The following is a 22985-nucleotide window of genomic DNA, read 5'->3' as shown; positions in this document are numbered from 1 at the left end:
ATACCCGGCCCCGGCGGCCTCAGGAATGCTTTCTTGCGGAATCAACCAGCTTTTCCGCAAATATGTCTGTTACAGGTGCCGTGCGTTACAGCATCTTCTTCAGCTCGTCGTACACGAACTGCACCTTGGTGCCGATGACCACCTGGCAGGTGGTCTTATCGGGGCGGATGACGCCGGCAGCACCGGCAGCCTTCACAGCCTTCTCGTCCACCTGGGTGTAGTCCTTGATGGTGAAGCGCAGGCGGGTAGCGCAGTAGTCCACGCTGGAGACGTTCTCCTTGCCGCCGATGGCCTTCAGCACGCCGGCAGCGACCTCGGTGTAATTGTTGTTGGCCAGCACGACCTTCTTCTCAGCCTCTTCGGCGTCCTCGTCCTCACGGCCGGGGGTCTTCAGGTCGAACTTGGTGATGGCAAAGTAGAACACTGCATAGAACACCACGAATGCTGCGATGCCCAGAGGAATGATCATCCAAGTCTTAGCGGCTGCGGGCAGGGAAGCAGAGAACACCAGGTCGGTAGCGCCTGCGGAGAAGCAGAAGCCTGCACGGAAGCCGGAGTAATAGGTGATGATGGTGAAGATGCCGTACAGAGCGGAGTACACAACGTACAGCGGGAAGCACAGGAACATGAAGCCGAACTCGAAGGGCTCGGTGACGCCGCAGACAAAAGCGCAGATGGCGGCGGACAGAACCAGACCGATGGCAGCCTTCTTGTTCTTAGCGGTCTTGACCATAGCCAGAGCCGCACCGGCGATACCGAACATCATGCAGGGGAAGAAGCCGGACATGTACATACCCAGGCTCCAGCCCACGTCAGCAGAGGTCTCGCCTGCCCAGAAGTGGGACAGGTCGCCCAGGCCGATGGTGTCGAACCAGAACACGTTGTTCAGAGCGTGGTGCAGGCCGGTGGGGATGAGCAGACGGTTCAGGAAAGCGTAGATGCCGGCGCCGATGCCGCTCATGCCAGCGATGCCGGTGCCGATGGCGACCAGAGCGTCGAAGATGACGGGCCAGACGAACAGCAGAACGACAGAGACAACGATGGAGATCAGGCCGGTGGCGATGGCGACGAAGCGCTTGCCGGAGAAGAATGCCAGCCAGTCAGGCATCTGGGTGCTCTTGAACTTGTTGTAGCAGGTTGCGCCCACCACAGCGGCCAGAATGCCGATGAAAGAGTTGCCGGCCACTTTCTGGAAAGCGATGTAGGTAGCGGTGCCCTCTTCGAGGCTGCGCACCATGCTGACCACACCGGGGTTCAGCAGCTGCTGCATCATCAGATAGCTGACCAGACCGGCCAGACCAGCGGTACCATCGTGGTCATCCGCCAGGCCGACGGCCGCGCCGATGGCGAACAGCCATGCCATGTTATCGATCAGCGCGCCGCCTGCCTTGACCAGCAGGAAGCCGACGGTGTAAGCCGCGCCGGAAGTTGCTGCACCGGGAACGCCCATAACGCCCGGAGCAAAGGCATAACCAAGACCCATCAGGATGCCGCAGATCGGCAGCACAGCGACGGGAAGCATCAGTGCCTTGCCTAATTTCTGGAGATACTTCATCATAAGACACATTCCTCCTTAAAGAATGTTTGTGTTATGGCGGCTCCTGGTTGAAAGCCGTCCATAATTTCGTAACATCATCTTAACATATTTTCAGCAAAAAAGAAAGTCGTTCCCATCAAATTTTCATGTTTTTGCCCCAAAAGTCCCTATTTGACGGTTCAGGAGTCAAAAGTTTTTGGATTTTTTGCGCAAAATTCCAATTCATCTTTCCTCACGGTTGAAAAATCTTTTCTTTTCGCGGCTTCTCCGGCAAACACCTTGCATCCCCGGGCGGAATCGGGTACAATCCTATATAAGTACAACACTTTTCAAAACAGGAGGATTTTCCGCAATGGAATGGACTGATATTCGCCTGACCGTGGCCAAAGCCGATGCCGACAACGCCGAGGCCGTGGCCACCATGATCGCCGAGGGCGGCATTTATATTGAAGACTACAGTGACATTGAGCAGCAGGTGGCTGAGATCGCCCATGTGGATCTCATTGAGCAGGAGCTGCTGGATAAGCCCCGCGACCAGGTCATCATCCACATGTATCTGGAGCCGGGCGCTTCCCCCGTGGAAACGCTGGCCCTCATCGCCGCCCGGATGGAGGCGGCAGGCATCCCCTACACCGCCGAGACCGAGGGCGTGGAGCAGGAGGACTGGCAGAACGGCTGGCGCAAATATTACCACCCCATGGACATCGGCCAGCACCTGGCCATCGTGCCCTCCTGGCAGGAATATGACACCGACCGTGTCAAGCTCATCCTGGATCCCGGCCTGGCCTTTGGCACCGGCGGCCACGAGACCACCAGCCTCTGCCTGGAAGCGCTGGACGAGCGGGTCAAGGGCGGCGAGCGGGTGCTGGATATCGGCACCGGCAGCGGCATCCTGGCCATTGCCGCCCTGAAACTGGGCGCTGCCAGCGCCGAGGGCGTGGACATCGACCCGGTCGCCGTCCGTACCGCTGGGGAGAACGCCGCCCTCAACGGCGTGGCCGACAAGCTCACCGTTCTGGTGGGCGACCTCTCCGACAAGGCCAGCGGCAAATATGACATCATCACCGCCAACATCGTGGCAAACGCCATCATGTCTCTGGCCCCCGCCGTGCCCGGCCTGATGGCCGACAACGGCGTCTTCATTGCCAGCGGCATCATTGACAGCCGCAAAGACGAGGTGCTGGCCGCCCTGAAAGCCGCCGGCCTCGCCGTGCAGGAAGTAAAAGAGAAGCGCGGCTGGGAGTGCATTATTTGTAAGAAGTAAAACCTCTCAGGCGCTCCGCGCCAGCCGTTCCCCTTTCGGCACTTCCGTGCCACTTCGCCCCGGCGGGGAGTCTTTCCGATCAGGGGAGCCCTTGGCATAACGGGTCAGCTCTGCTGACTGCGAATGGCTGCAAAACAAATCAACGGGAGTTATAAAATGCCTCATCGTTACTTTACCACCGAGATCGCCGACGGCGCGGCTGTGCTGCGCGGCTCCGACGCCCACCACCTGGCCCGGGTGATGCGGGCAAAACAGGGCGATACTGTCATTTTATGTGACGGCAACGCTGTGGAGTACACCGCCACCATCACCGGGTTCGGGGACGAGTGCGTGGAGTTCCGCGTGGAACCGGGCTACCCCAGCGCCGCCGAACCCAGTGTGGAAGTCACCCTGCTGGCGGGCTACCCCAAGCAGGACAAACTGGAACAGATCATCAAACACGGCGTGGAGCTGGGCTGCACCCACTTTATCCCGTTCTTCAGCCGCTACTGCGTGGCCGCCCCCAAAAAAGAGGAACAAAAAAACGAGCGCTACAACCGCATCGCCTTTGAGGCCGCCAAGCAGTGCGGCCGGGGCGTGCTGCCGGATGTGGCTCTGCCCCTGCCCAATTTCGGGGCGGTCTGCCGCAGCCTTGCCGGGTACGACCTCGTGCTCTTCTGCTATGAGTGCGGCGGCGAGCCTCTCCGCCAGCTGCTGGCGGAGACCAAGCCCGCTGACGGCAAAAAGCTGAAAATCGCCATCATCACCGGTGCCGAGGGCGGCTTTGCCGCCGAGGAGGCCGAAATGGCCGCCAAGGCCGGGGCCAAGACCGTCGGCCTCGGCCCCCGCATCCTCCGCTGCGAAACCGCCCCCCTGGCGGTGCTCTCCGCCGTGATGACCTGACGGGGAACCTGGAGTAAGCCATCAGACGCAAAACCGCCCAGCCGAGTAATTTTACTCGACCGGGCGGTTTCTTTTTGTTATTCCAATTCTTCCTCCTCCGGGAGGGCGTCGGCCTCCAGCAGGGCTTTTTTGGCCTCCAGCAGGTTCTGGGGGCTCATGGAGAAACTCCGCAGGCCCAGCTGCAGGTACTGGGTGGCGTTGGCCGGGTTGCCACGGCAAGGCCGCAGATCGTCACCGGGACACTGTCCTGTTTGGCGGCGCCCATCACCATCCGGATGAGCTTTTTCATGGCTTTGCTGGCCGGGCGGTAGTAGTGCTCCGCCGGAGCCAGCTCCCGGTCCACCGCGTGGGTATACTGGGTCAGGTCGTTGGTGCCGATGACGAAGAAGCCGCAGCCATGGGCCACAAATTCTTCCGCCGTCAGGCAGGCCGAGGGCACACTGAGCATAACACCGAACGAGGTATCCTCATTGAACGAGACGCCCCGCTCCCGCAGGCGCTGGCGGCACCGCTCCACCACCTCCATGGCGGCGTCCCAGTCTTCCACGTCCGTCACCATGGGGAACATGACCCGCAGCGGGCCCCGGGCCGCCGCCCGCATGAGGGCGCAGATCTGCGTTTCAAACTGGCGGGGGTTGCGCAGGCTGTTGCGGATGCCGCGCAGGCCCAGCTTGGAGGACTGCAGGCCCTGGTAGGCGTCCGCCATGGTGCGGTCGGCACCAAAATCAAAGGTGCGCACCGTCACCGGGCAGCCATTGGCTGCGGCGAGGCAGGAAGTGTAGAAGAAATACTGCTCCTGCTCGTCCAGAATGCGGCCGGGCAGCATCATGTAGCTGCTGCGCAGCAGACCTACGCCGCAGGCACCAGACTGCATGGCCGTGTCGATGTCCTCCGGGCCGAAGCAGTTGGCCAGCAGCTCAAAGGCGGCACCATCCCGGGTGCGGTTGGGCAGGGCGCGGAGCGCGCTCAGCTCCTCGTTCTCCCGCTGCAGCTCACAGATGCGGGTCACCGCCTGCTGGCGGGCGGCGGCATCCGGGTCCAGGATGCACTCCCCCTTGGTGGCGTCCAGGATCACGGCACGGCCATCACAGTCGTCCAGAAAACCCTTGCCCACCTGCACGATGCCGGGGATGTTCATGGCCCGGGCAATGATGGCGGCATGGCTCTGGCCGCTGCCCTCGGAGGTGATGAGTCCCAGGATCATGCCGGAGGGCACACTGAACAGGTCGGTGGGCATGAGGACATCTGCCGCCAGGATCACCGGGTGATCCAGCGCCATCCAGACCCGGGGACGGTTGCCCAGAATATTGACCACGCGGCTGGTGGCGTCCAGGATATCCACGCTCCGCAGCTGCATGTAGGCGTTGTCTTTCATATTGGCCAGCCGCTCGGCATAGCGGCGGCCCACCCGGTCCATCGCCTCGGCGGCTCCCACGCCCGCCTTGATCTGAAAGCGGACTTCATTCATCATGCCCTCGTCTTCCAGCATCATGCTCTGAAACAGGAAGATGGCCTGCTCGGTGGGTGCCGAGCGCTCGGCCATGGAATCCAGCTCGGTCTGGGCCGTGTGGATGGCCTCGTCCAGCATCCGCTGTTCCCGCTCCGGGTTGAACGGCCCATCGCTGAACGTTTCCACATGGCGTTCCAGACGGCTCACCTGGCCCAGCACCAGCCCGGGCGAGGCAGAAGCTCCCTTGTAAACTTTCATTTCTCGATCACCTCCGGCAGCACCGGGCCCGTCAGCACACGATACACCAGTGCCTGTAAGAACGTGTTGGGCAATAACGCGGCCCGGGCGGCATCCGCCGCGCGGCCGCTGCCCTCAAACAGCGGGGCAAAGCTCTCAATGCGGTCTTTTTCGCATTTTTCCAGAAACGCCTTGCCCAGGGTCTCCGTGGTATAGAACTGTGTGGGGTCCACGCCCACATCCTCGGCGGCGGCTTCCAGCGGGGCCAGCTCCGCGTCCTTGAGGTTGGCCAGCCGCAGGGCGAGGTCTGCCGTCAGGGTAACGGGGTATTTTTCCCGCACGGACTTCTGCTGCTGGCCGAACTGCCACGCAAAGGCCGCCGCGTCCTGGCAGCTCCGCGCGTCACAGGAGACGGCGTAGGCGCAGCCCCGCAGGTAGCCCATGGCCCGGCGGGTATCGTAGTAGCCCAGCTCCATGTTCCGCCGGGCCGTGTCGGGGTCAAAGTGGAGGATATCGCCCAGCTCCCAATAGCTCCTGATGAGGGTGGTGGGCAGGCCCGTGCGGTTGGGGCGGGTGATGCCCACGCCCTCCAGGTCCACGCAGACCAGCTCGTCGGCCCCCATCTTCTGGGCCAGCGCCGTGGGCATGTTGTCCCGGTAGCCGCCATCCAGGTAAGAGACGCCGTCAATGATGTGGGCCCGCAGGGCGGGGAAGCAGGCGGCGGAGGCCAGCAGGTAGTCCTTGACTTTGCCGTGGGGGATGTCGTCCAGCGCCAGCTCCCGGGCCTTGAGGCCCCGCTGCTCCACCGTGACCAGACCCAGCCGGATGGGGGAAGCACGGAGGGCGTCCTCGTCCAGCACCCGCTCCACGATCTCTTCCAGCGGGGAGACATCCATGCCGCCCTGCCGCACCACGTCCCGCAAAAAGGCGTGGAGTTCTGAGAGGTCGGCGTTCTGCTCCGGCAGCTCCATCACATCCTGGCTGCGGATGGTCAGCCACATATCCCGGGCCGTCTCATAGAGGTCCAGCGCAAACATGGCCCCGTTCAGGCTGCCCACACTGGTGCCTGTGATAATCCCGGGCCGCCAGCCCAGCTCCGTCAGGGCACGCCATACGCCCACCTGATAGCTGCCGCGGGCACCGCCGCCTGCCAGCACCAGTGCCCGCACCGGGGCATGGACAGAGTTATTGACAGGCCGATTCCAGGCCATGGTCCGCACCTCCCTCTGGTCGGTTCCAGTTTTTTCAAATTATAGCATACTTTCCGGGAAAATTCTCTCTGTTTTTGCAACAAAAAAGAGGGAAGTTTTTTGCTTCCCTCTCCAGTTTCTTTGTTGGCGTTACGGATTTTGTTCCATCCAGGCTTTAAACCGGGCTCGGACGGCGGCTTCCTTGCCGCGGGGGATGGGCACCCTGGCTCCGCTCCGCATCCGGAACTCGCCTGCCGCCAGCTGCTCTGCCGCCGCCAGGTTGACCACATAGGAGCGGTGGGGCTGCAAAAAGCGGTCGTCCGCCAGCAGGGGCTTTGCCACCTCCGCAAAGGGCACCCGGAGGGAGAGGGAGGGCACGTCCTCCCCGGTGACAAGATGGAAATGCACCACATGGTGGGTACACTCCAGATACTCGATGTCCGCAAAGGGCAGCGCCCGCAGGCCCGCCGCCGTGGACACCGCGATGACCGGGCCGTACTCCGGCTCCGTGGCACGGTCCAGCAGGGCGGTGAACTGCTCCGGGCGGAACGGCAGCAGCAGGTACTGCATGGCGTCCACCCGGTAGGCATTGTAGGCGTGGGCGGGCGTGTGGGCAAAAAAGGCCAGCGGGGCCCGCGCGCCGTGCCGCCGCAGTGTATCGGCGGCTTTCAGGCCCGCCGGGGCGTTGCCCGCCGTCAGCTCCACAAGGTAGAGCTCGTACCGGGTACCCTCGGCGTCCCGGGCCAGCAGGGCGTCCACCCCGGGCAGCTGCTCCACGATACAGGCATCCGCCCGGCGGGCATAATATTCCAGACACTGCCGCTCCACCCGGCCGCGCAGCACCGGGTCCGGGCTGCACACTGCAATGTGAAAGATCATGGTTTCCAAAAGCCCCCTTTCCGGGCTGTGTGCCGCACCGCTTGCATTTTGCGGGCAGCGAGAGTATCATAACAGAAAAACACCAGACTACAACAAAAAGGAGACGCCGCCATGAAACAGCCGCTTGTCAGCATCATCCTGCCCGTTTACAACGCCCAGAGCCATCTGGCCCGGTGCCTGAGCAGCATTTGCGCCCAGACTTACCAGAACCTTGAGATCATCGTCCTCAACGATGGCTCCAAAGACCAGAGCCTGCCCGTGTGCGAAGAGTTCCGCAAAAAGGATTCCCGCATCATTCTGGTGGACAAGGCCAACTCCGGCGTCTCGGACACCCGGAACCTGGGCCTGAAACTGGCCACCGGCGAATACATCCAGTTTGTGGACAGTGACGACTACATTGACCCGGATTACACCGGGCATCTGGTGGCCGCTGCCGAGGAGCACCACGCTGACCTGGTCATCGCGCCCTACAAAATGGTCATCCCGGCAGGTGCTTCCAAACCCGAACAGGTATTGGAAAAGCTGGAGGACGAGCTGGGCGTGATGACCGTGGCCCGGCCCCCGGAAGTGCGGGAATATGGCTTCCTGCCCGCGGGCGTGTATGACAAAGACCACTTCGCGCTCCGGCTGATGGACAAGCCTGCCTCCTATTTTTACAGCGTGCTCTGGAACAAACTCTACCGCCGCATCCTGCTCACCGGCAACGACATCTGTTTTACCAGCGAGGTGCGCTGGGCGGAAGACCTTGTCTTCAACATGCAGTATATCCAGTACGCGGAAGTGTTTGTCGCCATCGGCACGCCGGGGTACTACTATGTGCAGAACCCTCAGAGCATCTGCCACACCCAGATCAACCCGGCCACCATCGTGCAGAACAAATTACAGATGTTCCGCTATTACAAAGATCTTTACACCCGGCTCGGGATGTACGAGGAGGTACGGCCCCAGCTGTACAAGTTCCTCGTGGACATTGCCGAGAGCACCTACCCCTCCGGGCCGTTCAAAAAGGTCATCGACGAGGCAAAGGCGTACTGGCGCGCCCACAAACAGTAACACAAAAGGCGAGTGACCCTGCGGTCACCCGCCTTTTTTCTGCTATTTAGCGCCCCTGACAGGGGAGCTGGACACGCGAAAGCGTGGCCTGAGGGGTCAAGCCCCGATGGCGGCGCACTTCTTGGCCAGCCAGTCGCGCTCTTCCTCGGTCAGGTGGGGGGCCAGCTTGGTGAAGACCTCGCGGTGGTAAGCGTTCAGCCAGTCCAACTCGTCCCGGGTGAGGACGCCGGGCACGACGGGGGAGGTGGCAATGGGCACGAACGTGATGGGCTCAAAGCCCAGGAACGTGCCGTACTGGTTGTCGGCCTTGTGGACGCACATCAGCTCGTTCTCAATGCGGATGCCGACCTGGCCGCCCTCGTAAACGCCCGGCTCGTCGGTGACGATCATGCCCGGCTTGAAGACCACGGTGTTCCGGCCGTTCAGGGCGTGGGGGCCCTCATGGACGTTGCCCACAAAGCTGACGCTGTGGCCGGTGCCGCAGCGGTAGTTGATGAGGTGACGCCAGAGCGGCTCCCGGGCGATGGTATCCAGCATGTGGCCGTCGCAGTAGTCCAGCCAGACGGCCTTTGCAATGTCGATATGGCACTGCAGCGTCCAGGTGTAGAACAGCCGCTCGTCCTCGGTCAGCTCGCCCAACGGGTAGGTGCGGGTGATATCGGTGGTGCCGTCCAGATAGGTACCGCCACAGTCCACCAACAGGAAGCCTTTCCGCTCCAGCTTGGCGTGGTCTTCCTCGGTGGCGTGATAGTGCATCATGGCAGCGTTTCCGCCGTAGGCGGCGATGGTGCCAAAGCTCTCCACAATGAACTTGTCCTGTGCGCTGCGGTACTTGTGCAGGATCTCGTCCACGGTCAGCTCGGTCAGCTCCTCACCGGCAGCCAGACGCTCTTCCAGCTCTTTCTGGAACCGGACCATGGCCACGGCGTCCCGGATGTGGGCTTCCTTGGTGTGGGCCAGCTCCACTTCGTTCTTGATGCCTTTCATGGGCAGCAGGGGGTCGGCCTCGTCTTTCACGGTGAGCGCCTTGTTCTCTTTCAGGGTCTCATACACGGCAAAGTTGACGGAAGCCGGGTCGGCCAGCACGGTCTGGGGCTCGGTCTCGGCCGCCAGGAAAGGGAGCACGTCGTCGTACTCGGCAATGGTCACGCCGTTCTCTTTGAGCTCGGCTGCCGCTTCCGGCTTGAGGCGGGCGGTGTTGAGGAAGAGGACCGCGCGGTTTTCGGTGACATAGCAGTAGGCCATGGCGTAGGGGGTGCACTGGATATCCATGGCACGGAGGTTGAGCAGCCAGGCCAGGTTGTCCAGCTTGCCCACCAGCTGGGCGGTGCAGCCCAGCTCCTTGAGCTTTGCCCGCAGCTGGCCCAGCTTCTCGGCGGGGGAGAAGCCTGCGTACTCTTTGGGCAGGACCCAAGCCGGGGTGGCAGGCAGGGCCGGGCGGCCCTCGGTCCAGAGCTCGTCCTCCAGGTTCAGGGTCTTGATGGTGCCGTGCTTGGGGGCCAATGCTTTCTGGATGCCCCGCACCAGCCCGCAGGAGGCCGTCAGGCCACAGAGGCCCAGGGTGCCGCCCTCGGGCAGGACCTTGGCGCAATATTCTTCCACGGTGGGCACGCCCGGCTCGCCCATCTTCTGGAGCTGGATCTCGGTGCCGGCGATCTCTTTCTCGGCCTGCACAAAATAGCGGCCATCGGCCCAGACAGCACTCTCGGTCATGGTGACGACAAAGTTGGAATTCTCGCCGTGGAAACCGGAGAAATAGGTCAGGGAGGTGTAGTGCTCCGGCAGATACTCGCTGGCGTGGGGGTCGCCCACGGGGATCAGGTAAACATCCACACCGTTTGCTTTCATGGCGGCGCGCAGGGCGGCCAAACGCTCAGGAACAGGATTCATGCTCATTGGGTAAAGCCTTCTTTCCAAATCTTACACTTTTACAGTTGCCGGAAGAACGTCCGGCGGCGTTGGTTTGCTGCCTCTTATTGTAACATCCCCGCGCGGAGAATGCAATCCGCATCCCCTCTTGACAGTTTGTATTTGTTGTATTATACTCACTAATACAAACAGGAGGAATGAAAATGCTGTTCCGGTTGGATTTTCAGAGCGCGGTGCCCATCTACCGCCAGATCCGGGATCAGGTGGTGCTGGCCGTGGCGCAGGGGGAGCTGACCCCCGGCGAGCGGCTGCCCACCACCCGGGCGCTGGCGGAGGACGCGGGCGTCAATGTAATGACCGTGAGCAAGGCCTACCAGCTGCTCAAGGCCGAGGGATATCTCGTCACCGACCGCCGGGCCGGGGCCGTCGTCCGCGCCCCGCGGGGCAAGGCAGTGGGCCTGTCTGCCGACCAGACCGCCCGGCTGAAACTGCTGGCGGGCGAGGCACGGCTGGCCGGGCTTTCACTGGACGATTTTGTGGCGGCCTGCAAAGCCGCCTTTGGCGAAACGGAGGACTGAACGATGGAGACCATGAGTGGATTTATGCTGTTGACCTTCTGGCTCTGCGCGGGCGTCAATTACATCATGCTGCGCAATATGAGCAAGCGCCAGAAGGGCCTGCTCCTGGGCGTCACCCTGCCCCCGGAGGCAGACGCCCTGCCCGAGGTGCAGGCCATTGTAAAACAATATCGAACGCGGCTGGGCACCCTCTGTCTGGTCTGCGCCGCGCTCAGTGTGCCGCTGGCCTTTGTGCAGGAGACCGCCATTGCGCTGACACTCTGGATGCTCTTCTTTTTTGCCGGGCTGGCCCTGCCTTACCTGCCCCTGCTGCGGGCCAACGCAAAGCTCAAGGCCCTGAAAAAAGCCGCAGCCGGGCAGAATGCGCCCACTCGTGTGGTGGACACTGCCGCTTCGGCCTTTGCACTGCCAAAGCCCATGGGCCTGTGGACGCTGCTGCCGCCGCTGGTGCTGAGCCTTGCACCCATCTCCCTGCCCGGCCTGCCCCGGGGCGTGGCGCTGGCCTGCGGCATCGACGCGGCCACCCTGCTGCTGCTCTGGGTGCTGGGCCGCACCACCTTCCGCCGCCGGGAGGATATGGTCACGGCGGACTCGGCCCGCAACCAGACCCTGCTCCGGGTGCGGCGGCTCTACTGGGACCGCTTCTGGCGGCTCAACCTCTGGGCACTGGCGGTGCTGAACGGAATGCTGGCCCTCGGCTTCCGTTCGGAGGCCACCATTTTGGGCGGGACGCTGGGCTTTACCGTCCTGCTGGTGGCGGCGACGCTCTGGATGGAGCTCTCCGTCCGCCGGGCGCAGGCCGTGCTGACGGATGCCGCCACCATTGTGGCCGATGAGGATGACGCCTGGCTGGGCGGCATCTTCTACTATAATCCCACGGACAAGCGTTTTCTGGTCGCCAAGCGGATCGGCCTTGGCTCCACCGTCAACCTCGGCACCTGGGCGGGCAAACTCTACTATGCCTTTGTCGGCCTTGTGCTGGTGGTCTGCCTTGCCATCGGGCCCATCTTCGGCATTGTGGACAGCATCCCCGTCCGGCTGGAGCTCTCCGGCAGCGCCCCGGTCTGCCTCGTGGCCTCCCATGGCCAGAGCGAAAAATACCGCTTGGACACCGACGCCATCACCGATGTCCAGCTCCGGGACACCCTGCCGGATGCCGCCCGCACCTGGGGCACCGGGATGGACCACTATTTGCAGGGGGATTTCTATGTGATCGGGGAGGGGAACGCCCGGTTCTGCCTCGACCCCACCCAAAAGTGTTTTCTCCGGGTGGAGGCAGGCGGGCAGGTGTATTGGTTCACCGGAGATTCCGAGGACCACACCGCCGCCATTGCGCAGGCACTGCAATCCACCGTTCACCCCTGATGCAAAGGGCCGCGGGAGCCGAATTTTGGCTCCCGCAGCCCTTTCTTTTTGTCATTTGCCCCAAAACGCAACCAATTTGCAAAAAATGTTACAATTTTTTCTTCAAAAACGGCGTTTTACCATTGACAGCCTTGTTATAATAGAGGAGTAAGATGTTTGAGCCAGCACTCTGCGGCTCTGTGTGCTAAAAAGAAAGAGGCATTTGAATCATGACCAAAATTGATATCTTCTCCGGTTTCCTGGGTGCCGGCAAAACCACCCTGATCAAAAAACTTATCAAGGAGTCCTTTGCAGGCCAGAAAGTGGTGCTGATCGAGAACGAGTTCGGCGAGATCGGCATTGACGGCGGCTTCCTCAAGGAGTCCGGCATCCAGATCAACGAACTGAACGCCGGCTGCATCTGCTGCTCTCTGGTGGGCGATTTCCGCGCCGCCCTGCAGCAGGTGGTGGAGCAGTACCACCCGGACCGCATCGTGATCGAGCCCTCCGGCGTGGGCAAGCTGAGTGACGTGACCCGCGCCGTGGAGGGCGTGGCCGAGCACCTGGATGTCCAGCTCAGCAGCTTTGTCACCGTGGCCGACGTGAACAAGGTCAAGATGTATATGAAGAACTTCGGTGAGTTCTACGACGACCAGATCAGCCATGCAAGCTGCATCATCCTGAGCCGTACCCAGAACGCCACCGAGGAGAAGATCGCTGCTGCCGTGGCCATGCTGCGGGAGAAGAACCCCACCGCCACCATCGTGACCACCGCCTGGGACTCCCTGACCGGTGAGCAGATCCTCAAGGCCATGTCCACCAAGGACGATTTCAAGGCCGAGCTGATCGCCATGGCTGCCAAGGCCAACGAGGAGCACGCCCACGAGGATGAGGAAGAGGAGCACGAGCACCATCACGATCATGAGGACGACCACGATCATTGCTGCTGCGGCCATCACCACCACGACGAAGACGACGATGACCATGACGAGCATGAGCACCATCATCACGACGGCCACTGCTGCCATCATCACCACCACCATGACCACGACGCCGACGAGGTCTTTACCAGCTGGGGCGTCGAGACGGCCAAGAAGTTCACCAAGGCAGACATCGAGCACGCCCTCACCGAGCTGGACACCGGCAATTACGGCATGATCCTCCGCTCCAAGGGCATCGTGGACGGCGGTGCCGACGGCTGGCTGGAGTTCGATTACGTTCCCGGCGAGTGGGAAGTCCGTCAGCGCGGTGCCGATGTGGGCGGCAAGCTGGTGGTCATCGGCTCCAAGCTGGATGAGCACGCCATCGCCGCGCTGTTTGGCTGCTGATGCCCTCTCAAGCCAAGACGAAAGTATAAAAGGAGAATCCCATGGCAAACGAAATTCCTGTTTACCTGTTTGTTGGCTTCCTCGAAAGCGGCAAGACCAAGTTCATTCAGGAAACATTTGAAGACCCCAATTTCGACTCCGGCGACAAGACCCTGCTGCTGGTCTGCGAGGAGGGCGAGGAAGAATACAACCAGAAGAAATTCGCGTTCCCCGGCGTGACCCTCTACAATCTGGAGGACAAGGCCGAGCTCAACCCCCAGAACCTGGCCAAGCTGGCCAAGGAGGCCGATGCAGGCCGCGTGGTGATCGAGTACAACGGCATGTGGCTGCTGCAGGATCTGGCCAACAATCTGCCGGAGAACTGGATCGTGTACCAGTGCATCGCCACGGCGGACGGCACCACGGCCCTGACCTACGCCCGCGACAACTCCATGCGCAGCCTGATGCTGGACAAGATCGCCCGCAGCGAGCTCATCGTCTTCAACCGGGCCGAGGCCGTCAACAACGACGCCGCCCGGCAGGAACTGCACAAGCTGGTGCGTCAGGCTTCCCGCAAGTGCGATATCGCCTACGAGTTTGCCGACGGCAGCGTGGCTTACGATGATATCCCCGACCCGCTGCCGTTCGACCTGAACGCCCCGGTGGTGGAGATCGGCGATGAAGACTTTGGCATCTGGTATATGGACTGCCAGGACGAGCCCGAGAAGTACACGGGCAAAACCGTCCGCTTCCTGGCGCAGGTCTGCCAGACCAACCGGGCCGGCAAAAACAGCTTTGTGCCCGGCCGCTTTGCCATGACCTGCTGCGTGCAGGACATCCAGTTTGTCGGCTTCCCCTGCGTTTACGACGGCTACAAAGCCCTGGAGCAGCGTGCCTGGGTGCGCGTGACCGCCAAGGTCAACTATAAGTTCCACAATATCTACCGCGGCAAGGGCCCGGTGCTGACCGCCCTCTCCGTGGAGCCCGCTGAGAAGCCCCTGAACGACGTTGTGACGTTCTCTTAAATTCGCCCGTCTGCTTTGCGGACGCTCTCCCAAACAGAGAGGCAAGGGCCGGTCTATAGCCAGTTGGCTTTAGGAGGTTGCTATGAAAGCTTTGTTCCGTATCCTGGGCACGGCGGCTGCCGTTGCTGTCACCGGCGCTGCCATCGTTGTGCTGGATCAGATCCTCAACGACAAGGCCCCGCTCCATGTGGAGGAAATCGAGTTCCCCGAGGACGCCGAAAATGACGCCGAGGAGGCCGCTAAGACCGCACAGGCTTACGCCGAGGGCGAAACCAAAGTGGAGGGCGAAGCCAAAGCGGAGAGCGAAACCAAAGCGGAGAGCGAAGCCAAAGCGGAGAGCGAAGCCAAAGCGGAGAGCGAAGCCAAAGCGGAGGCCCCCAACCCGAACCCCGTGGAGGTCGGCCCCGCTGTTGCTCCCAAAGATGAGAACGGCAAGTTCGACCCCACCAAGATCGCGGAAGCTTCCGACTTCGGCGATTGGGAAGAGCAGGGCTGCAAGGGCTGATCTGCATTTTTTGAATCCGTAACATAAAACCCCGGCGGAGTCGAACGATCCCGCCGGGGTTTTGCTGTAACTTGCTGTATTTTCTTTTACATGGCGATCCAGCCCAGTGCATTTGCCACCGAGCTGACCAGAATGATGGCCGCGAAAACGGGGCAGAGATACTGGATCATAAAGTTGAAGACGACCTTGCGGCGGAACGGTTTGCCGCTCAAAGTGACCTCTTCCTCGATCTTTTTTACACCGATGACGCGGGAGACCAGCAGGCAGGTGGTGATGGCCGCAATGGGCATCATGACGGAGTTGGTGAGGAAATCAAAGAAATCCAAAAACTGCATCCCGAACACGGTCACGCCTGCCAGCGGGCCGTAGCCCAGGGCCGAGAGGCTGCCCAGCACCAGCATGATGACGCCGATGAGGACGGTGGCCTGATGACGGTCCCAACCCAGCTCGTCCTCAAAGGTGGAGACGGCGCTTTCGGTCAGGGCAATGGAGCTGGTGACCGCCGCAAACAGCACCAGCGTGAAAAACAGGATGCCCACCACGGTGCCAAGGCCCATGCTGTCGAACACCTTGGGATGGTAATAAACATCAGGGCCGGGCCAGCCTGCAGGGTATCGGGGTCGCCGCCGGAGAACGAGAAGACCGCCGGAATGATCATCAGGCCCGCCATGATGGCAATGGCCGTGTCAAAAATTTCGACGTTCTCGGTGGACTCCTCAATCGAGACGTCCTTTTTCATATAGGAGCCGAACGTGACCAGAATGCCCATGGCGATGGACAGGGAATAGAACATCTGCCCCATGGCCGTGACGACGGTCATCCAGGAGAAATGGGCGACATTGGGCACGAGGAAATACTTCACACCCGCCAGCGCCCCGGGCCGGGTGACGGAGTAACCCGCAATGATGACGGAAAGCACCACCAGAATGGGCATCATGACTTTGGAGACCCGTTCCACGCCGTTGCGGACGCCCGCAAAGATGATCGCCAGCGTCAAGATGGTGAAGATGACAAAGCAGATCTCCGCCGAAGCACCATTGGAGATGAACGACGAGAAATAGCCGTCCGTGGCCAGCTCCTTGCCGTGCCCGGCAGTGTAATCCGCCAGGTACCGGATGACCCAGCCGCCAATGACCGAGTAATAGGGCACGATGAGGATGGGGATGATGGCGTTGATCCAGCCGCCGAACGAGAGCCCGCCCTTTTTGCCAAAGGCCGCGAAAGCGCCCACCGGGCTCTTCTTGGTCATCCGGCCCAGAGCCGTCTCCGCCACGATCATGGTATAGCCGAACGTGAACGCCAGCAGAATGTAGATGAGCAGAAAGATGCCGCCGCCATACTTGGCCGCCAGATACGGGAAACGCCAGATGTTGCCAAGGCCAACGGACGCGCCTGCGGCCGACAGCACAAAGCCGATCTTGCCGGAGAACGCGCTCCGCTTTTTGTGTTGAGATTCCATATTTTTCTCCTATCTCAAATTCCAAAACGAACGAATCCAGTGTAACACAAGCCATCGGTAAATTCAATGCACCAGAACAGTAATGTTGCCATGCCCGGCCCCGCGGGCGTTCTTGTGTTCCCCCCGCCGCCGTGTTACAATAGTCTCAGGCGTTTTTCGTGTTTTTGGTCAAAGCCGGTCGATTTTTGCCGTGCTTTGCTTTACGAATTGCACTTTGTTGAAAAATTTCAACTCAAAGGAGAGATCTCATGGCGCAGACCAGACAGAACATGGGGAGCGGCAATGTCAAAAAGCTGCTGCTCCAGCTCATGATCCCCGCCGTTGTGGCTCAGGTGGTCAACCTGCTGTACAACATCGTGGACCGTATTTATATCGGCCATATTGCGGGCATTGGCGCGGCGGCGCTGACGGGTGTGGGCCTGTTTGCCCCCATCCTGATGCTGCTCAACGCGTTTGCCATGCTCATCGGCGCGGGCGGCGCGCCCCGCACGGCCATCGCGCTGGGGCAGGGCAACAAAGAAGAAGCCGAAAAGATCATCGGCAACAGCTTTACCATGCTGCTGTTTTTTGCCGTGGTGCTTACCATCGGGTTCTATGCCGGGGCTCCCATCCTGCTGCGGCTCTTTGGTGCCAGCGAGGCCACCCTGCCCTATGCGCTGGCCTACAGCCGCATCTATATCCTGGGCTCGGTCTGTGTCCTCATCGTCATGGGCATGAACCCCTTTATCACCACCCAGGGCTTTGCTAAGATCAGTATGCTGACCACCGTCATCGGCGCGGGCATCAACATCATCCTGGACCCCATCCTCATCTTTGTGCTGGACATGGGCGTGCGGGGTGCCGCCATTGCCACGGTGCTCAGCCAGGCCGTGGGTGCCTTCTGGATCCTGCGTTTTCTCACCGGGAGCAAGACCATCCTCCGGCTCCGCAGAGAGCACCTGCGGCCCGAGGGCCGGGTCATCCTGCCCGTGATGGGGCTGGGTATCTCCACCTTTGTGATGCTTTCCACCGAAAGCCTGCTCTCCATCAGCTTCAGCTCCAGCCTGGCCCGGTACGGCGGCGATGTGGCCGTGGGTGCCATGACCGTCATCACCAGCGTGTCCCAGCTCTGCAGCCTGCCCGTGCAGGGCATCTGCCAGGGCGGCCAGCCCGTCATGAGTTTCAACTTCGGCGCAGGCAGCAAAGCCCGGGTCAAGGAGGCGTTCCGCTTCCAGCTGGCCCTCTGCGGCGGCTATGCCACCCTGTTCTGCCTGCTCATGCTCCTGGTGCCCGGTGCGGTGGCGGGGCTCTTCACCTCGGACGCAGCCTCATCCAGTACACCACCTGGGCCATGCGCATTTATATGGCAGGCTTCTTTGCCATCGGGTTCCAGATCGCCTGCCAGCAGAGCTTTATGGCACTGGGGCAGGCCAAGGTCAGCCTCCTGCTGGCCTGCCTGCGCAAGCTCATTCTCCTCATCCCGCTCATCTTCCTCCTGCCGCACCTCCTGCCGGACCCGGTGTTCGCGGTCTTCCTCGCGGAGCCCGTCAGCGACATCACGGCGGCCAGCATCACGGTGTTCACGTTCCTGTCCCGGTTCGATAAAATTCTCGATCGGGGCGCGGCGAACGTCTGAGCGTATTTCTGGAAAGAAAAAATCCATCGCTGTTTTTGACAGCGATGGATTTTTTGTTTGCGGCTTTTATGCGTTAGTCTTCTCATCCTCCGCGGCACGCTCCGGGGCCTCGGCCTGAACACGGGTCAGCATATCCAGCTCGGGCATCAGCTCATGGCTGACCACCGAGAGCATTTCCTCAAGCTTTTTGCAGTCCTCCGGGGAGAACCGCTCCCTGGCACGCTCAATGACGGTGTGCAGGTAGGAATAGCTGATGTTGTAGTAGTTGATATACTTCTGTGTAGGACGGAGATGGTACTCCCGGCGGTCCACCGTGGACTGGATCTTTTCCACATAGCCCTTGCGGACCAGGCTGCCGATCTTATAAGCGGCATTGGGGGTGGAAATGCCCATCATCCGGGAAAACTCGGCAATGGTGGGCTCTCCCATGGCCATGATGCCCTCCATGCAGAACGACTCCACCGTGGTCAGGGTCGCCTCCCGGGTAGCAAAGCGCTGGAACACGCTCTGGTAAAAATGCAGTTTGAACTTGGTGTAGACTTCCTGAAACACTTCTTCCAGCAAGATGAACGCCCTCCTTGTGACAAATTAACTCAATTTCTTTTAGTATATCACGTTTTGGAGGAAAAAATCAACGCTTGTCGCAAAATTTTCAGCGAACAACTTTTTTGCCGTGGCCCGTCCGCACCCGGATGACGCTCAACACGATAAGCTCCAGGAAAATGGCGACGCCCAACAGTACCAGAGAGCTGACCAGATTGGCCCGGGCACCCAGCACGGCCTCCGACAGGCCGGTGAGGACATAGCAGCCCGCCGAGACGCCGGCCACCGTCAGCGCATAGGGCAGCTGGGTGGAAACGTGGTTCACATGGCTGCAATGGGCACCAGCCGAGGCCATGATGGTGGTGTCGGAGATCGGGGAGCAGTGGTCACCGCAGACGGCGCCGGACAGGCAGGCCGCAATGGAGATGACCAGCATCTCTCCCTCCGGGAATGCATGGCAGACGATGGGGATGAGGATGGAGAACGTGCCCCAGGAGGTGCCGGTGGCAAAGGCCAGGAAGACGGCTACCACAAAGATGATGACCGGCAGCAGATACTGCAGCGCCGCGGCCGAGCCGCCCAGCAGGTTGGCGACGTAATATTTTGCACCCAGCAGGCCGGTCATGCCGGACAGCGTCCAGGCGAGGGTCAGGATCAGCATGGGGCTGACCATGGCCTTGAAGCCTCGGGGATGCAGGCGGCAAAGTCCTGGAACGTCATCACTCCCCGCACGCGGTAGAACACAAAGGTAAAGAACAGGGCAATGCTGCTGCCCATGACAAGGCCCATGGAAGCGTTGCAGTCCGCAAAGGCGGTAATGAAATCGGTGCCCTCAAAGAAGCCGCCGGTGTACACCATGCCAAAGATGCAGGCCGCAATGAGGACGATGACCGGGGCCACCAGGTCGATGACATGGCCCTTGGTGTCGGTGCCGTCGTCCACATCATCGCCGTAGGGGCGGTCCTCGGTGGTGAAGAGGTCGCCGTTCATGGCGTTGGTCTCATTCAGCTTCATGGGGCCGTAGTCCGTCCCGGTAAAGATGACGAACAGGCTCATGACCATGGTGAGGATGGCGTAATAGTTATACGGGATGGTGCGCAGGAACATGGTAAAGCCGTTGATGCCGGAGCCATCGGGCACCGAGGAAGTAACAGCAGCAGCCCAGCTGGACACCGGCGCAATGATGCAGACGGGGGCCGCCGTGGCGTCAATCAGGTAGGCCAGCTTGGCGCGGGAGACTTTCTGACGGTCAGTGACCGGGCGCATGACCGAGCCGACGGTCAGGCAGTTGAAGTAGTCGTCCACAAAGATCATGATCCCCAGCAGCAGGGTGGCAAACTGTGCCCCGGCCCGGGTGTGGATATGGGTGGAGGCCCACCGGCCAAAGGCCGCGCTGCCGCCGGCCTTGTTCATCAGGGCCACCAGAATGCCCAGCATGACCAGGAAGACCAGGATCCCCACATTGCTGCTGTCGGACAGTTTGGAGATCATGCCGCCGTCCTCATTGAAGAACAGGGTGGTCAGAGCCAGCTCCAGGTTGCCGTTGGCGTAAAGCAGGGCACCGGTGGCAATGCCCACCAGCAGGGAAGTGTAGACCTCCTTGGTGTTCAGGGCCAGCACGATGGCCACCACCGGAGGCAGCAGGGAAAGTGCCGTGCTGTACACGGCGCAGGTGTAAGTAGACGGGTCCGCGATCTTGCCCGGTGTGGCAGAAGTGCACCACAACAACAGGGCGAAGACGAGCAGAGCGCCCACCCAGGAGAGATTGTTCTTTTTCATAAAAATGATTCCTCTTGAAGATCAGGTTTGTTTTGGGGTGCGGCGGGGCAGACTATCCCCCAGAAAGGAAGAAAGGGGGTGTTTGCCGCGCCGGATTATAAAGCGTTGTATTTTGAGCTGTTCCGCGCCAGCGAGCAGGCCGCCCGCCTGTTGTGGGAGGCCCAGCAGAAAGCCGAGCAGGAGGCCCTGCGGGCCGACCCGCCGCCGCTGGAACTGGAACCTCTCCGTCATCGCTCACGCGATGCCACCTCCCCTGTCGAGGGGAGGCCTTGGCAGTCGGATGAAAGTTGATCTATTTGCCAAAGGCTCCCCTGTTAGGGGAGCTGGCGAGCGAAGTTCGACTGAGAGGTTTAATTCTTTTTGCTCTCGGCCTTGGCCGCAAACTTGGCGTTGTTGATGACAAAGCGCTCGTGGGTGCCGCCGCCAACGGGGCCTTTCTCGTCGTGGAGCGAGACCTTGAACACCAGCTTGCGGCCCTCCACGGCCACCAGCTCGCTCTCGCAGGTCACGGTCATGCCCACGGGAGTAGGGGCCGTGTGCTCCAGCTCCAGTTTTGTGCCCACGGTGCCGCAGCCCTCGTCCAGAGCCTCGGCCACGCTCATCCAGCAGGTCTTCTCGGCCAGTGCCACCAGAGCGGGAGTCGCAAACACGTCCAGCGTGCCGCTTCCCATGGTTTTCGCGGTGTTTTCGTTGGTCACAGCCACGGACTGCTCGCCGTGGATCCCAGTTGTCAGAGTCATAAAAATTCTCCTTTTCTTTGTGTGTGTGCAAGATGTCGAAACGACATGAATTTACAAACCAACAGTAGAATACCACATTTTGCGCCGCTGTGCACCTGTTTTGGAGATTTTTCCGCCAAAACACTTTCCTTTTGGATCGAACGAGCCCATAATAAAGGCAAAAAAGGCGGTGGAGCAGATGAGTGAGTTCTGGATGTCGTATGAAATGATCGCCCGGCGGTATGGCCCGGGGTATCAGGGCTATCCGCTGTTTGGAGCGGTGCACCTGGGAGAGCTGGAGGCAGTGGCGGTCTGCATCCTGCTGGCCGCCCGCTGGTACCGCCGCAGCCCGGAACGCACCCGGCGGCGCATCATGTGGGGCGTTACGGTTTTGCTGTTGACAGATGAAGCCGTGCTGGTCATTGCCATGCTGGCCACCGGGCAGTGGAACTGGAGCTACCTGCCTCTCCACCTGTGCAGCATCCATATTTTCCTCTGCACAACCTGCACCCTGACCGGAAAGGACTGGTGCAAAGAGGAGCTCTACGCCCTCTGCGCACCGGGGGCCGCCATTGCGCTGCTCTGCCCCGGTTGGCTGGGGACAAAGGCGTGGAGCCTCATCAACCTGCATTCTGTTACCCTCCATGGGCTGTTGGTGCTTTACCCGGTTCTGCTGGTAGCAGGCGGGTTCCGCCCGCAGGTGCGGCGGCTCCCGGCGGTGCTGGCATTCCTGTTTGGCTCGGCGCTGCCCATTTACTTTTTAAATAAAGTGCTGTACACAAACTTTTACTTTCTGAACGGCCCCACCAGCAGCCCGGTGACGGCGCTGTTTACCCAGTGGTTTGGGGAACAGTGGTATCTCCTGGGCTTTCTCCCCGCCGTGGCGCTGGTGCTGGCGGGGATGTATCTGCCGTGGGTTCTTCCCGGAAAAAGGCGGCCTTGAAACCGCACCCTTTTTGCAAAATAAAAATGCCACTTTTTTGCGTATTGGGGCAAAAAATATCTTTTTTGAAATTCCAGCAAAATTCTTCTCCAAACCCCTTGACAGGAGCCTTTCCCCATGCTATCATGAACACATGAACAAACGTTCATATAAAACCGACCCGAGAGGAGATGTCCAGATGCCGCAGCAGGAACCCGAAAAGAAAAGCGCCCCCGCCGCACAGCCCATTGATATGCCCGATGACGAGGTGCTCTACGAGCTGGCCGACCTGTTCCGGGTATTTGGCGACTCCACCCGCATCAAGATCCTGTACGCGCTCCACGATAACGAGCTGTGCGTGCAGGACATCGCCAACGCGGTGCAGCTGAGCCAGTCCGCCGTGAGCCATCAGCTCCGGGTGCTCAAGGACTGCAAACTGGTGCGGTTCCGCCGGGAGGGCAAAACTGTTTACTACGCACTGGACGATGACCATGTGCGCAGCATCCTCTCCATGGGGATGGATCATATTGAAGAATGAGAAAGGCTGGTACTTACGATGAAGAAGACCTATAAGATCGAAGTGGACTGCGCAAACTGCGCCGCCAAGATGGAAGACGCTGCCAACACCGTTTCCGGCGTGGCAAAGGCAACCGTCAGCTTTATGACCCAGAAGATGAACGTGGAGTTTGCTGAGGGTGCAGACCCCAAGGCCACCATGCAGGAAGTGCTGACCGCCTGCAAGAAAGTGGAGGACGACTGCGAGATTTTCGGCATCTGATCTTCCGGAACCTCGGAGCCCCTCCCCCGGGAGGGGCCTTTTTATACAAC

Annotated in this window: 20 protein-coding genes and 3 pseudogenes; 14 read left to right on the top strand and 9 right to left on the bottom strand. The window is 60.8% G+C overall.

What is annotated here, in order from left to right:
* Positions 1-85: 85 nt before the first annotated feature.
* Positions 86-1558 (bottom strand): PTS transporter subunit EIIC, encoded by a 1473-nt coding sequence (locus DXA70_RS02445; protein ID WP_128117516.1) that lies wholly within the window; start codon positions 1556-1558, stop codon positions 86-88.
* A gap of 331 nt (positions 1559-1889) precedes the next feature.
* Here DXA70_RS02445 and prmA point away from each other — a divergent pair, with 331 nt between their 5' ends.
* Together prmA and DXA70_RS02435 are read left to right on the top strand one after the other, a co-directional pair.
* Positions 1890-2801: a 50S ribosomal protein L11 methyltransferase gene (prmA, locus tag DXA70_RS02440; protein ID WP_022256590.1), complete on the top strand. Its 912-nt coding sequence runs from the start codon at positions 1890-1892 to the stop codon at positions 2799-2801.
* Positions 2802-2957: 156 nt separating this feature from the next.
* Positions 2958-3683 (top strand): RsmE family RNA methyltransferase, encoded by a 726-nt coding sequence (locus DXA70_RS02435; protein WP_128117515.1) that lies wholly within the window; start codon positions 2958-2960, stop codon positions 3681-3683.
* Positions 3684-3837: 154 nt separating this feature from the next.
* Here DXA70_RS02435 and DXA70_RS02430 read toward each other — a convergent pair whose 3' ends face one another.
* The 3 genes from DXA70_RS02430 to DXA70_RS02420 form a co-directional block, all read right to left on the bottom strand.
* Positions 3838-5391 carry a putative PEP-binding protein gene (locus DXA70_RS02430; protein WP_243000990.1) on the bottom strand — a complete coding sequence of 518 codons (1554 nt, stop codon included), beginning with the start codon at positions 5389-5391 and terminating at the stop codon, positions 3838-3840.
* On the bottom strand, positions 5388-6581 hold the full coding sequence (locus DXA70_RS02425; protein WP_128117514.1) for a patatin-like phospholipase family protein: 1194 nt from the start codon (positions 6579-6581) through the stop codon (positions 5388-5390). Before DXA70_RS02425 ends, DXA70_RS02430 begins: the two co-directional genes overlap by 4 nt.
* A gap of 129 nt (positions 6582-6710) precedes the next feature.
* The gene (locus DXA70_RS02420) at positions 6711-7439 is read right to left on the bottom strand and encodes a LytTR family DNA-binding domain-containing protein (protein ID WP_128117513.1); all 729 of its coding nucleotides are present in this window, start codon (positions 7437-7439) and stop codon (positions 6711-6713) included.
* 111 nt (positions 7440-7550) lie between these two features.
* Here DXA70_RS02420 and DXA70_RS02415 point away from each other — a divergent pair, with 111 nt between their 5' ends.
* Positions 7551-8492: a glycosyltransferase family 2 protein gene (locus DXA70_RS02415; RefSeq protein ID WP_128117512.1), complete on the top strand. Its 942-nt coding sequence runs from the start codon at positions 7551-7553 to the stop codon at positions 8490-8492.
* Positions 8493-8588: 96 nt separating this feature from the next.
* On the opposite strand, the gene DXA70_RS02410 is transcribed toward DXA70_RS02415, so the two are convergent.
* Positions 8589-10388 carry an aminopeptidase P family N-terminal domain-containing protein gene (locus DXA70_RS02410; protein WP_128117511.1) on the bottom strand — a complete coding sequence of 600 codons (1800 nt, stop codon included), beginning with the start codon at positions 10386-10388 and terminating at the stop codon, positions 8589-8591.
* Between the two features lie 176 nt (positions 10389-10564).
* Here DXA70_RS02410 and DXA70_RS02405 point away from each other — a divergent pair, with 176 nt between their 5' ends.
* From DXA70_RS02405 to DXA70_RS02385, 5 genes are all read left to right on the top strand, one after another.
* A complete protein-coding gene (locus DXA70_RS02405; protein WP_128117510.1) occupies positions 10565-10939 on the top strand; it encodes a GntR family transcriptional regulator in 375 nt (124 codons plus the stop codon).
* 3 nt (positions 10940-10942) lie between these two features.
* Positions 10943-12304 carry a DUF5808 domain-containing protein gene (locus tag DXA70_RS02400; protein WP_128117509.1) on the top strand — a complete coding sequence of 454 codons (1362 nt, stop codon included), beginning with the start codon at positions 10943-10945 and terminating at the stop codon, positions 12302-12304.
* Between the two features lie 209 nt (positions 12305-12513).
* Positions 12514-13611, top strand: coding sequence for a CobW family GTP-binding protein (locus tag DXA70_RS02395; RefSeq protein WP_128117508.1), 1098 nt, complete (start codon positions 12514-12516; stop codon positions 13609-13611).
* A gap of 41 nt (positions 13612-13652) precedes the next feature.
* Positions 13653-14615, top strand: coding sequence for a GTP-binding protein (locus tag DXA70_RS02390; RefSeq protein ID WP_022256599.1), 963 nt, complete (start codon positions 13653-13655; stop codon positions 14613-14615).
* Positions 14616-14697: 82 nt separating this feature from the next.
* Entirely contained in the window at positions 14698-15120 is a 423-nt protein-coding gene (locus DXA70_RS02385) for a hypothetical protein (RefSeq protein WP_128117507.1), read from the top strand.
* Positions 15121-15206: 86 nt separating this feature from the next.
* On the opposite strand, the pseudogene DXA70_RS02380 reads toward DXA70_RS02385, so the two are convergent.
* Positions 15207-16579 (bottom strand): annotated as a pseudogene (locus DXA70_RS02380) (sodium-dependent transporter).
* A gap of 248 nt (positions 16580-16827) precedes the next feature.
* Between DXA70_RS02380 and DXA70_RS02375 the strand changes: the two are divergent.
* Positions 16828-18194 (top strand): annotated as a pseudogene (locus tag DXA70_RS02375) (MATE family efflux transporter).
* A gap of 66 nt (positions 18195-18260) precedes the next feature.
* Here DXA70_RS02375 and DXA70_RS02370 read toward each other — a convergent pair.
* Positions 18261-18758: a MarR family transcriptional regulator gene (locus tag DXA70_RS02370; RefSeq protein WP_128117506.1), complete on the bottom strand. Its 498-nt coding sequence runs from the start codon at positions 18756-18758 to the stop codon at positions 18261-18263.
* Between the two features lie 88 nt (positions 18759-18846).
* Positions 18847-20516 (bottom strand): annotated as a pseudogene (locus tag DXA70_RS02365) (Na+/H+ antiporter NhaC family protein).
* A gap of 27 nt (positions 20517-20543) precedes the next feature.
* Here DXA70_RS02365 and DXA70_RS02360 point away from each other — a divergent pair.
* Complete coding sequence (locus DXA70_RS02360; RefSeq protein ID WP_128117505.1) at positions 20544-20807, top strand: hypothetical protein; 264 nt, start codon at positions 20544-20546, stop codon at positions 20805-20807.
* A 59-nt stretch (positions 20808-20866) separates the two neighbouring features.
* Here the strand turns inward: DXA70_RS02360 and DXA70_RS02355 are convergent, their stop codons facing one another.
* Entirely contained in the window at positions 20867-21256 is a 390-nt protein-coding gene (locus DXA70_RS02355) for a thioesterase family protein (RefSeq protein WP_022256606.1), read from the bottom strand.
* A gap of 45 nt (positions 21257-21301) precedes the next feature.
* On the opposite strand from DXA70_RS02355, the gene DXA70_RS13570 reads away from it, so the two are divergent.
* From DXA70_RS13570 to DXA70_RS02340, 4 genes are all read left to right on the top strand, one after another.
* Positions 21302-21442 carry a hypothetical protein gene (locus tag DXA70_RS13570; RefSeq protein WP_158565126.1) on the top strand — a complete coding sequence of 47 codons (141 nt, stop codon included), beginning with the start codon at positions 21302-21304 and terminating at the stop codon, positions 21440-21442.
* Entirely contained in the window at positions 21435-22178 is a 744-nt protein-coding gene (locus tag DXA70_RS02350) for a YwaF family protein (RefSeq protein ID WP_128117504.1), read from the top strand. Before DXA70_RS13570 ends, DXA70_RS02350 begins: the two co-directional genes overlap by 8 nt.
* A gap of 178 nt (positions 22179-22356) precedes the next feature.
* Positions 22357-22695 carry a metalloregulator ArsR/SmtB family transcription factor gene (locus tag DXA70_RS02345; RefSeq protein WP_242980978.1) on the top strand — a complete coding sequence of 113 codons (339 nt, stop codon included), beginning with the start codon at positions 22357-22359 and terminating at the stop codon, positions 22693-22695.
* Positions 22696-22713: 18 nt separating this feature from the next.
* The gene (locus tag DXA70_RS02340; protein WP_022256609.1) at positions 22714-22935 is read left to right on the top strand and encodes a cation transporter; all 222 of its coding nucleotides are present in this window, start codon (positions 22714-22716) and stop codon (positions 22933-22935) included.
* Positions 22936-22985 lie beyond the last annotated feature (50 nt).

Origin of the sequence: Faecalibacterium sp. OF04-11AC, assembly GCF_003460645.1 — a bacterium.
GTDB lineage: Bacteria > Bacillota > Clostridia > Oscillospirales > Ruminococcaceae > Faecalibacterium > Faecalibacterium prausnitzii_I.
The sequence above is the reverse complement of the archived record's forward strand: the minus strand, read 5'-3'. Positions and strand labels throughout refer to the sequence as shown.

Coding starts and splice junctions, on each gene's coding strand:
- DXA70_RS02405 (WP_128117510.1), top strand. CDS start 10,565: ATGCTGTTCCGGTTGGATTTTCAGAGCGCGGTGCCCATCTACCGCCAG.
- DXA70_RS02415 (WP_128117512.1), top strand. CDS start 7,551: ATGAAACAGCCGCTTGTCAGCATCATCCTGCCCGTTTACAACGCCCAG.
- DXA70_RS02355 (WP_022256606.1), bottom strand. CDS start 21,256: ATGACTCTGACAACTGGGATCCACGGCGAGCAGTCCGTGGCTGTGACC.
- DXA70_RS02425 (WP_128117514.1), bottom strand. CDS start 6,581: ATGGCCTGGAATCGGCCTGTCAATAACTCTGTCCATGCCCCGGTGCGG.
- DXA70_RS02435 (WP_128117515.1), top strand. CDS start 2,958: ATGCCTCATCGTTACTTTACCACCGAGATCGCCGACGGCGCGGCTGTG.
- DXA70_RS02340 (WP_022256609.1), top strand. CDS start 22,714: ATGAAGAAGACCTATAAGATCGAAGTGGACTGCGCAAACTGCGCCGCC.
- DXA70_RS02410 (WP_128117511.1), bottom strand. CDS start 10,388: ATGAGCATGAATCCTGTTCCTGAGCGTTTGGCCGCCCTGCGCGCCGCC.
- DXA70_RS02430 (WP_243000990.1), bottom strand. CDS start 5,391: ATGAAAGTTTACAAGGGAGCTTCTGCCTCGCCCGGGCTGGTGCTGGGC.
- prmA (WP_022256590.1), top strand. CDS start 1,890: ATGGAATGGACTGATATTCGCCTGACCGTGGCCAAAGCCGATGCCGAC.
- DXA70_RS13570 (WP_158565126.1), top strand. CDS start 21,302: ATGAATTTACAAACCAACAGTAGAATACCACATTTTGCGCCGCTGTGC.
- DXA70_RS02395 (WP_128117508.1), top strand. CDS start 12,514: ATGACCAAAATTGATATCTTCTCCGGTTTCCTGGGTGCCGGCAAAACC.
- DXA70_RS02345 (WP_242980978.1), top strand. CDS start 22,357: ATGCCGCAGCAGGAACCCGAAAAGAAAAGCGCCCCCGCCGCACAGCCC.
- DXA70_RS02385 (WP_128117507.1), top strand. CDS start 14,698: ATGAAAGCTTTGTTCCGTATCCTGGGCACGGCGGCTGCCGTTGCTGTC.
- DXA70_RS02390 (WP_022256599.1), top strand. CDS start 13,653: ATGGCAAACGAAATTCCTGTTTACCTGTTTGTTGGCTTCCTCGAAAGC.
- DXA70_RS02420 (WP_128117513.1), bottom strand. CDS start 7,439: ATGATCTTTCACATTGCAGTGTGCAGCCCGGACCCGGTGCTGCGCGGC.
- DXA70_RS02350 (WP_128117504.1), top strand. CDS start 21,435: ATGAGTGAGTTCTGGATGTCGTATGAAATGATCGCCCGGCGGTATGGC.
- DXA70_RS02400 (WP_128117509.1), top strand. CDS start 10,943: ATGGAGACCATGAGTGGATTTATGCTGTTGACCTTCTGGCTCTGCGCG.
- DXA70_RS02445 (WP_128117516.1), bottom strand. CDS start 1,558: ATGATGAAGTATCTCCAGAAATTAGGCAAGGCACTGATGCTTCCCGTC.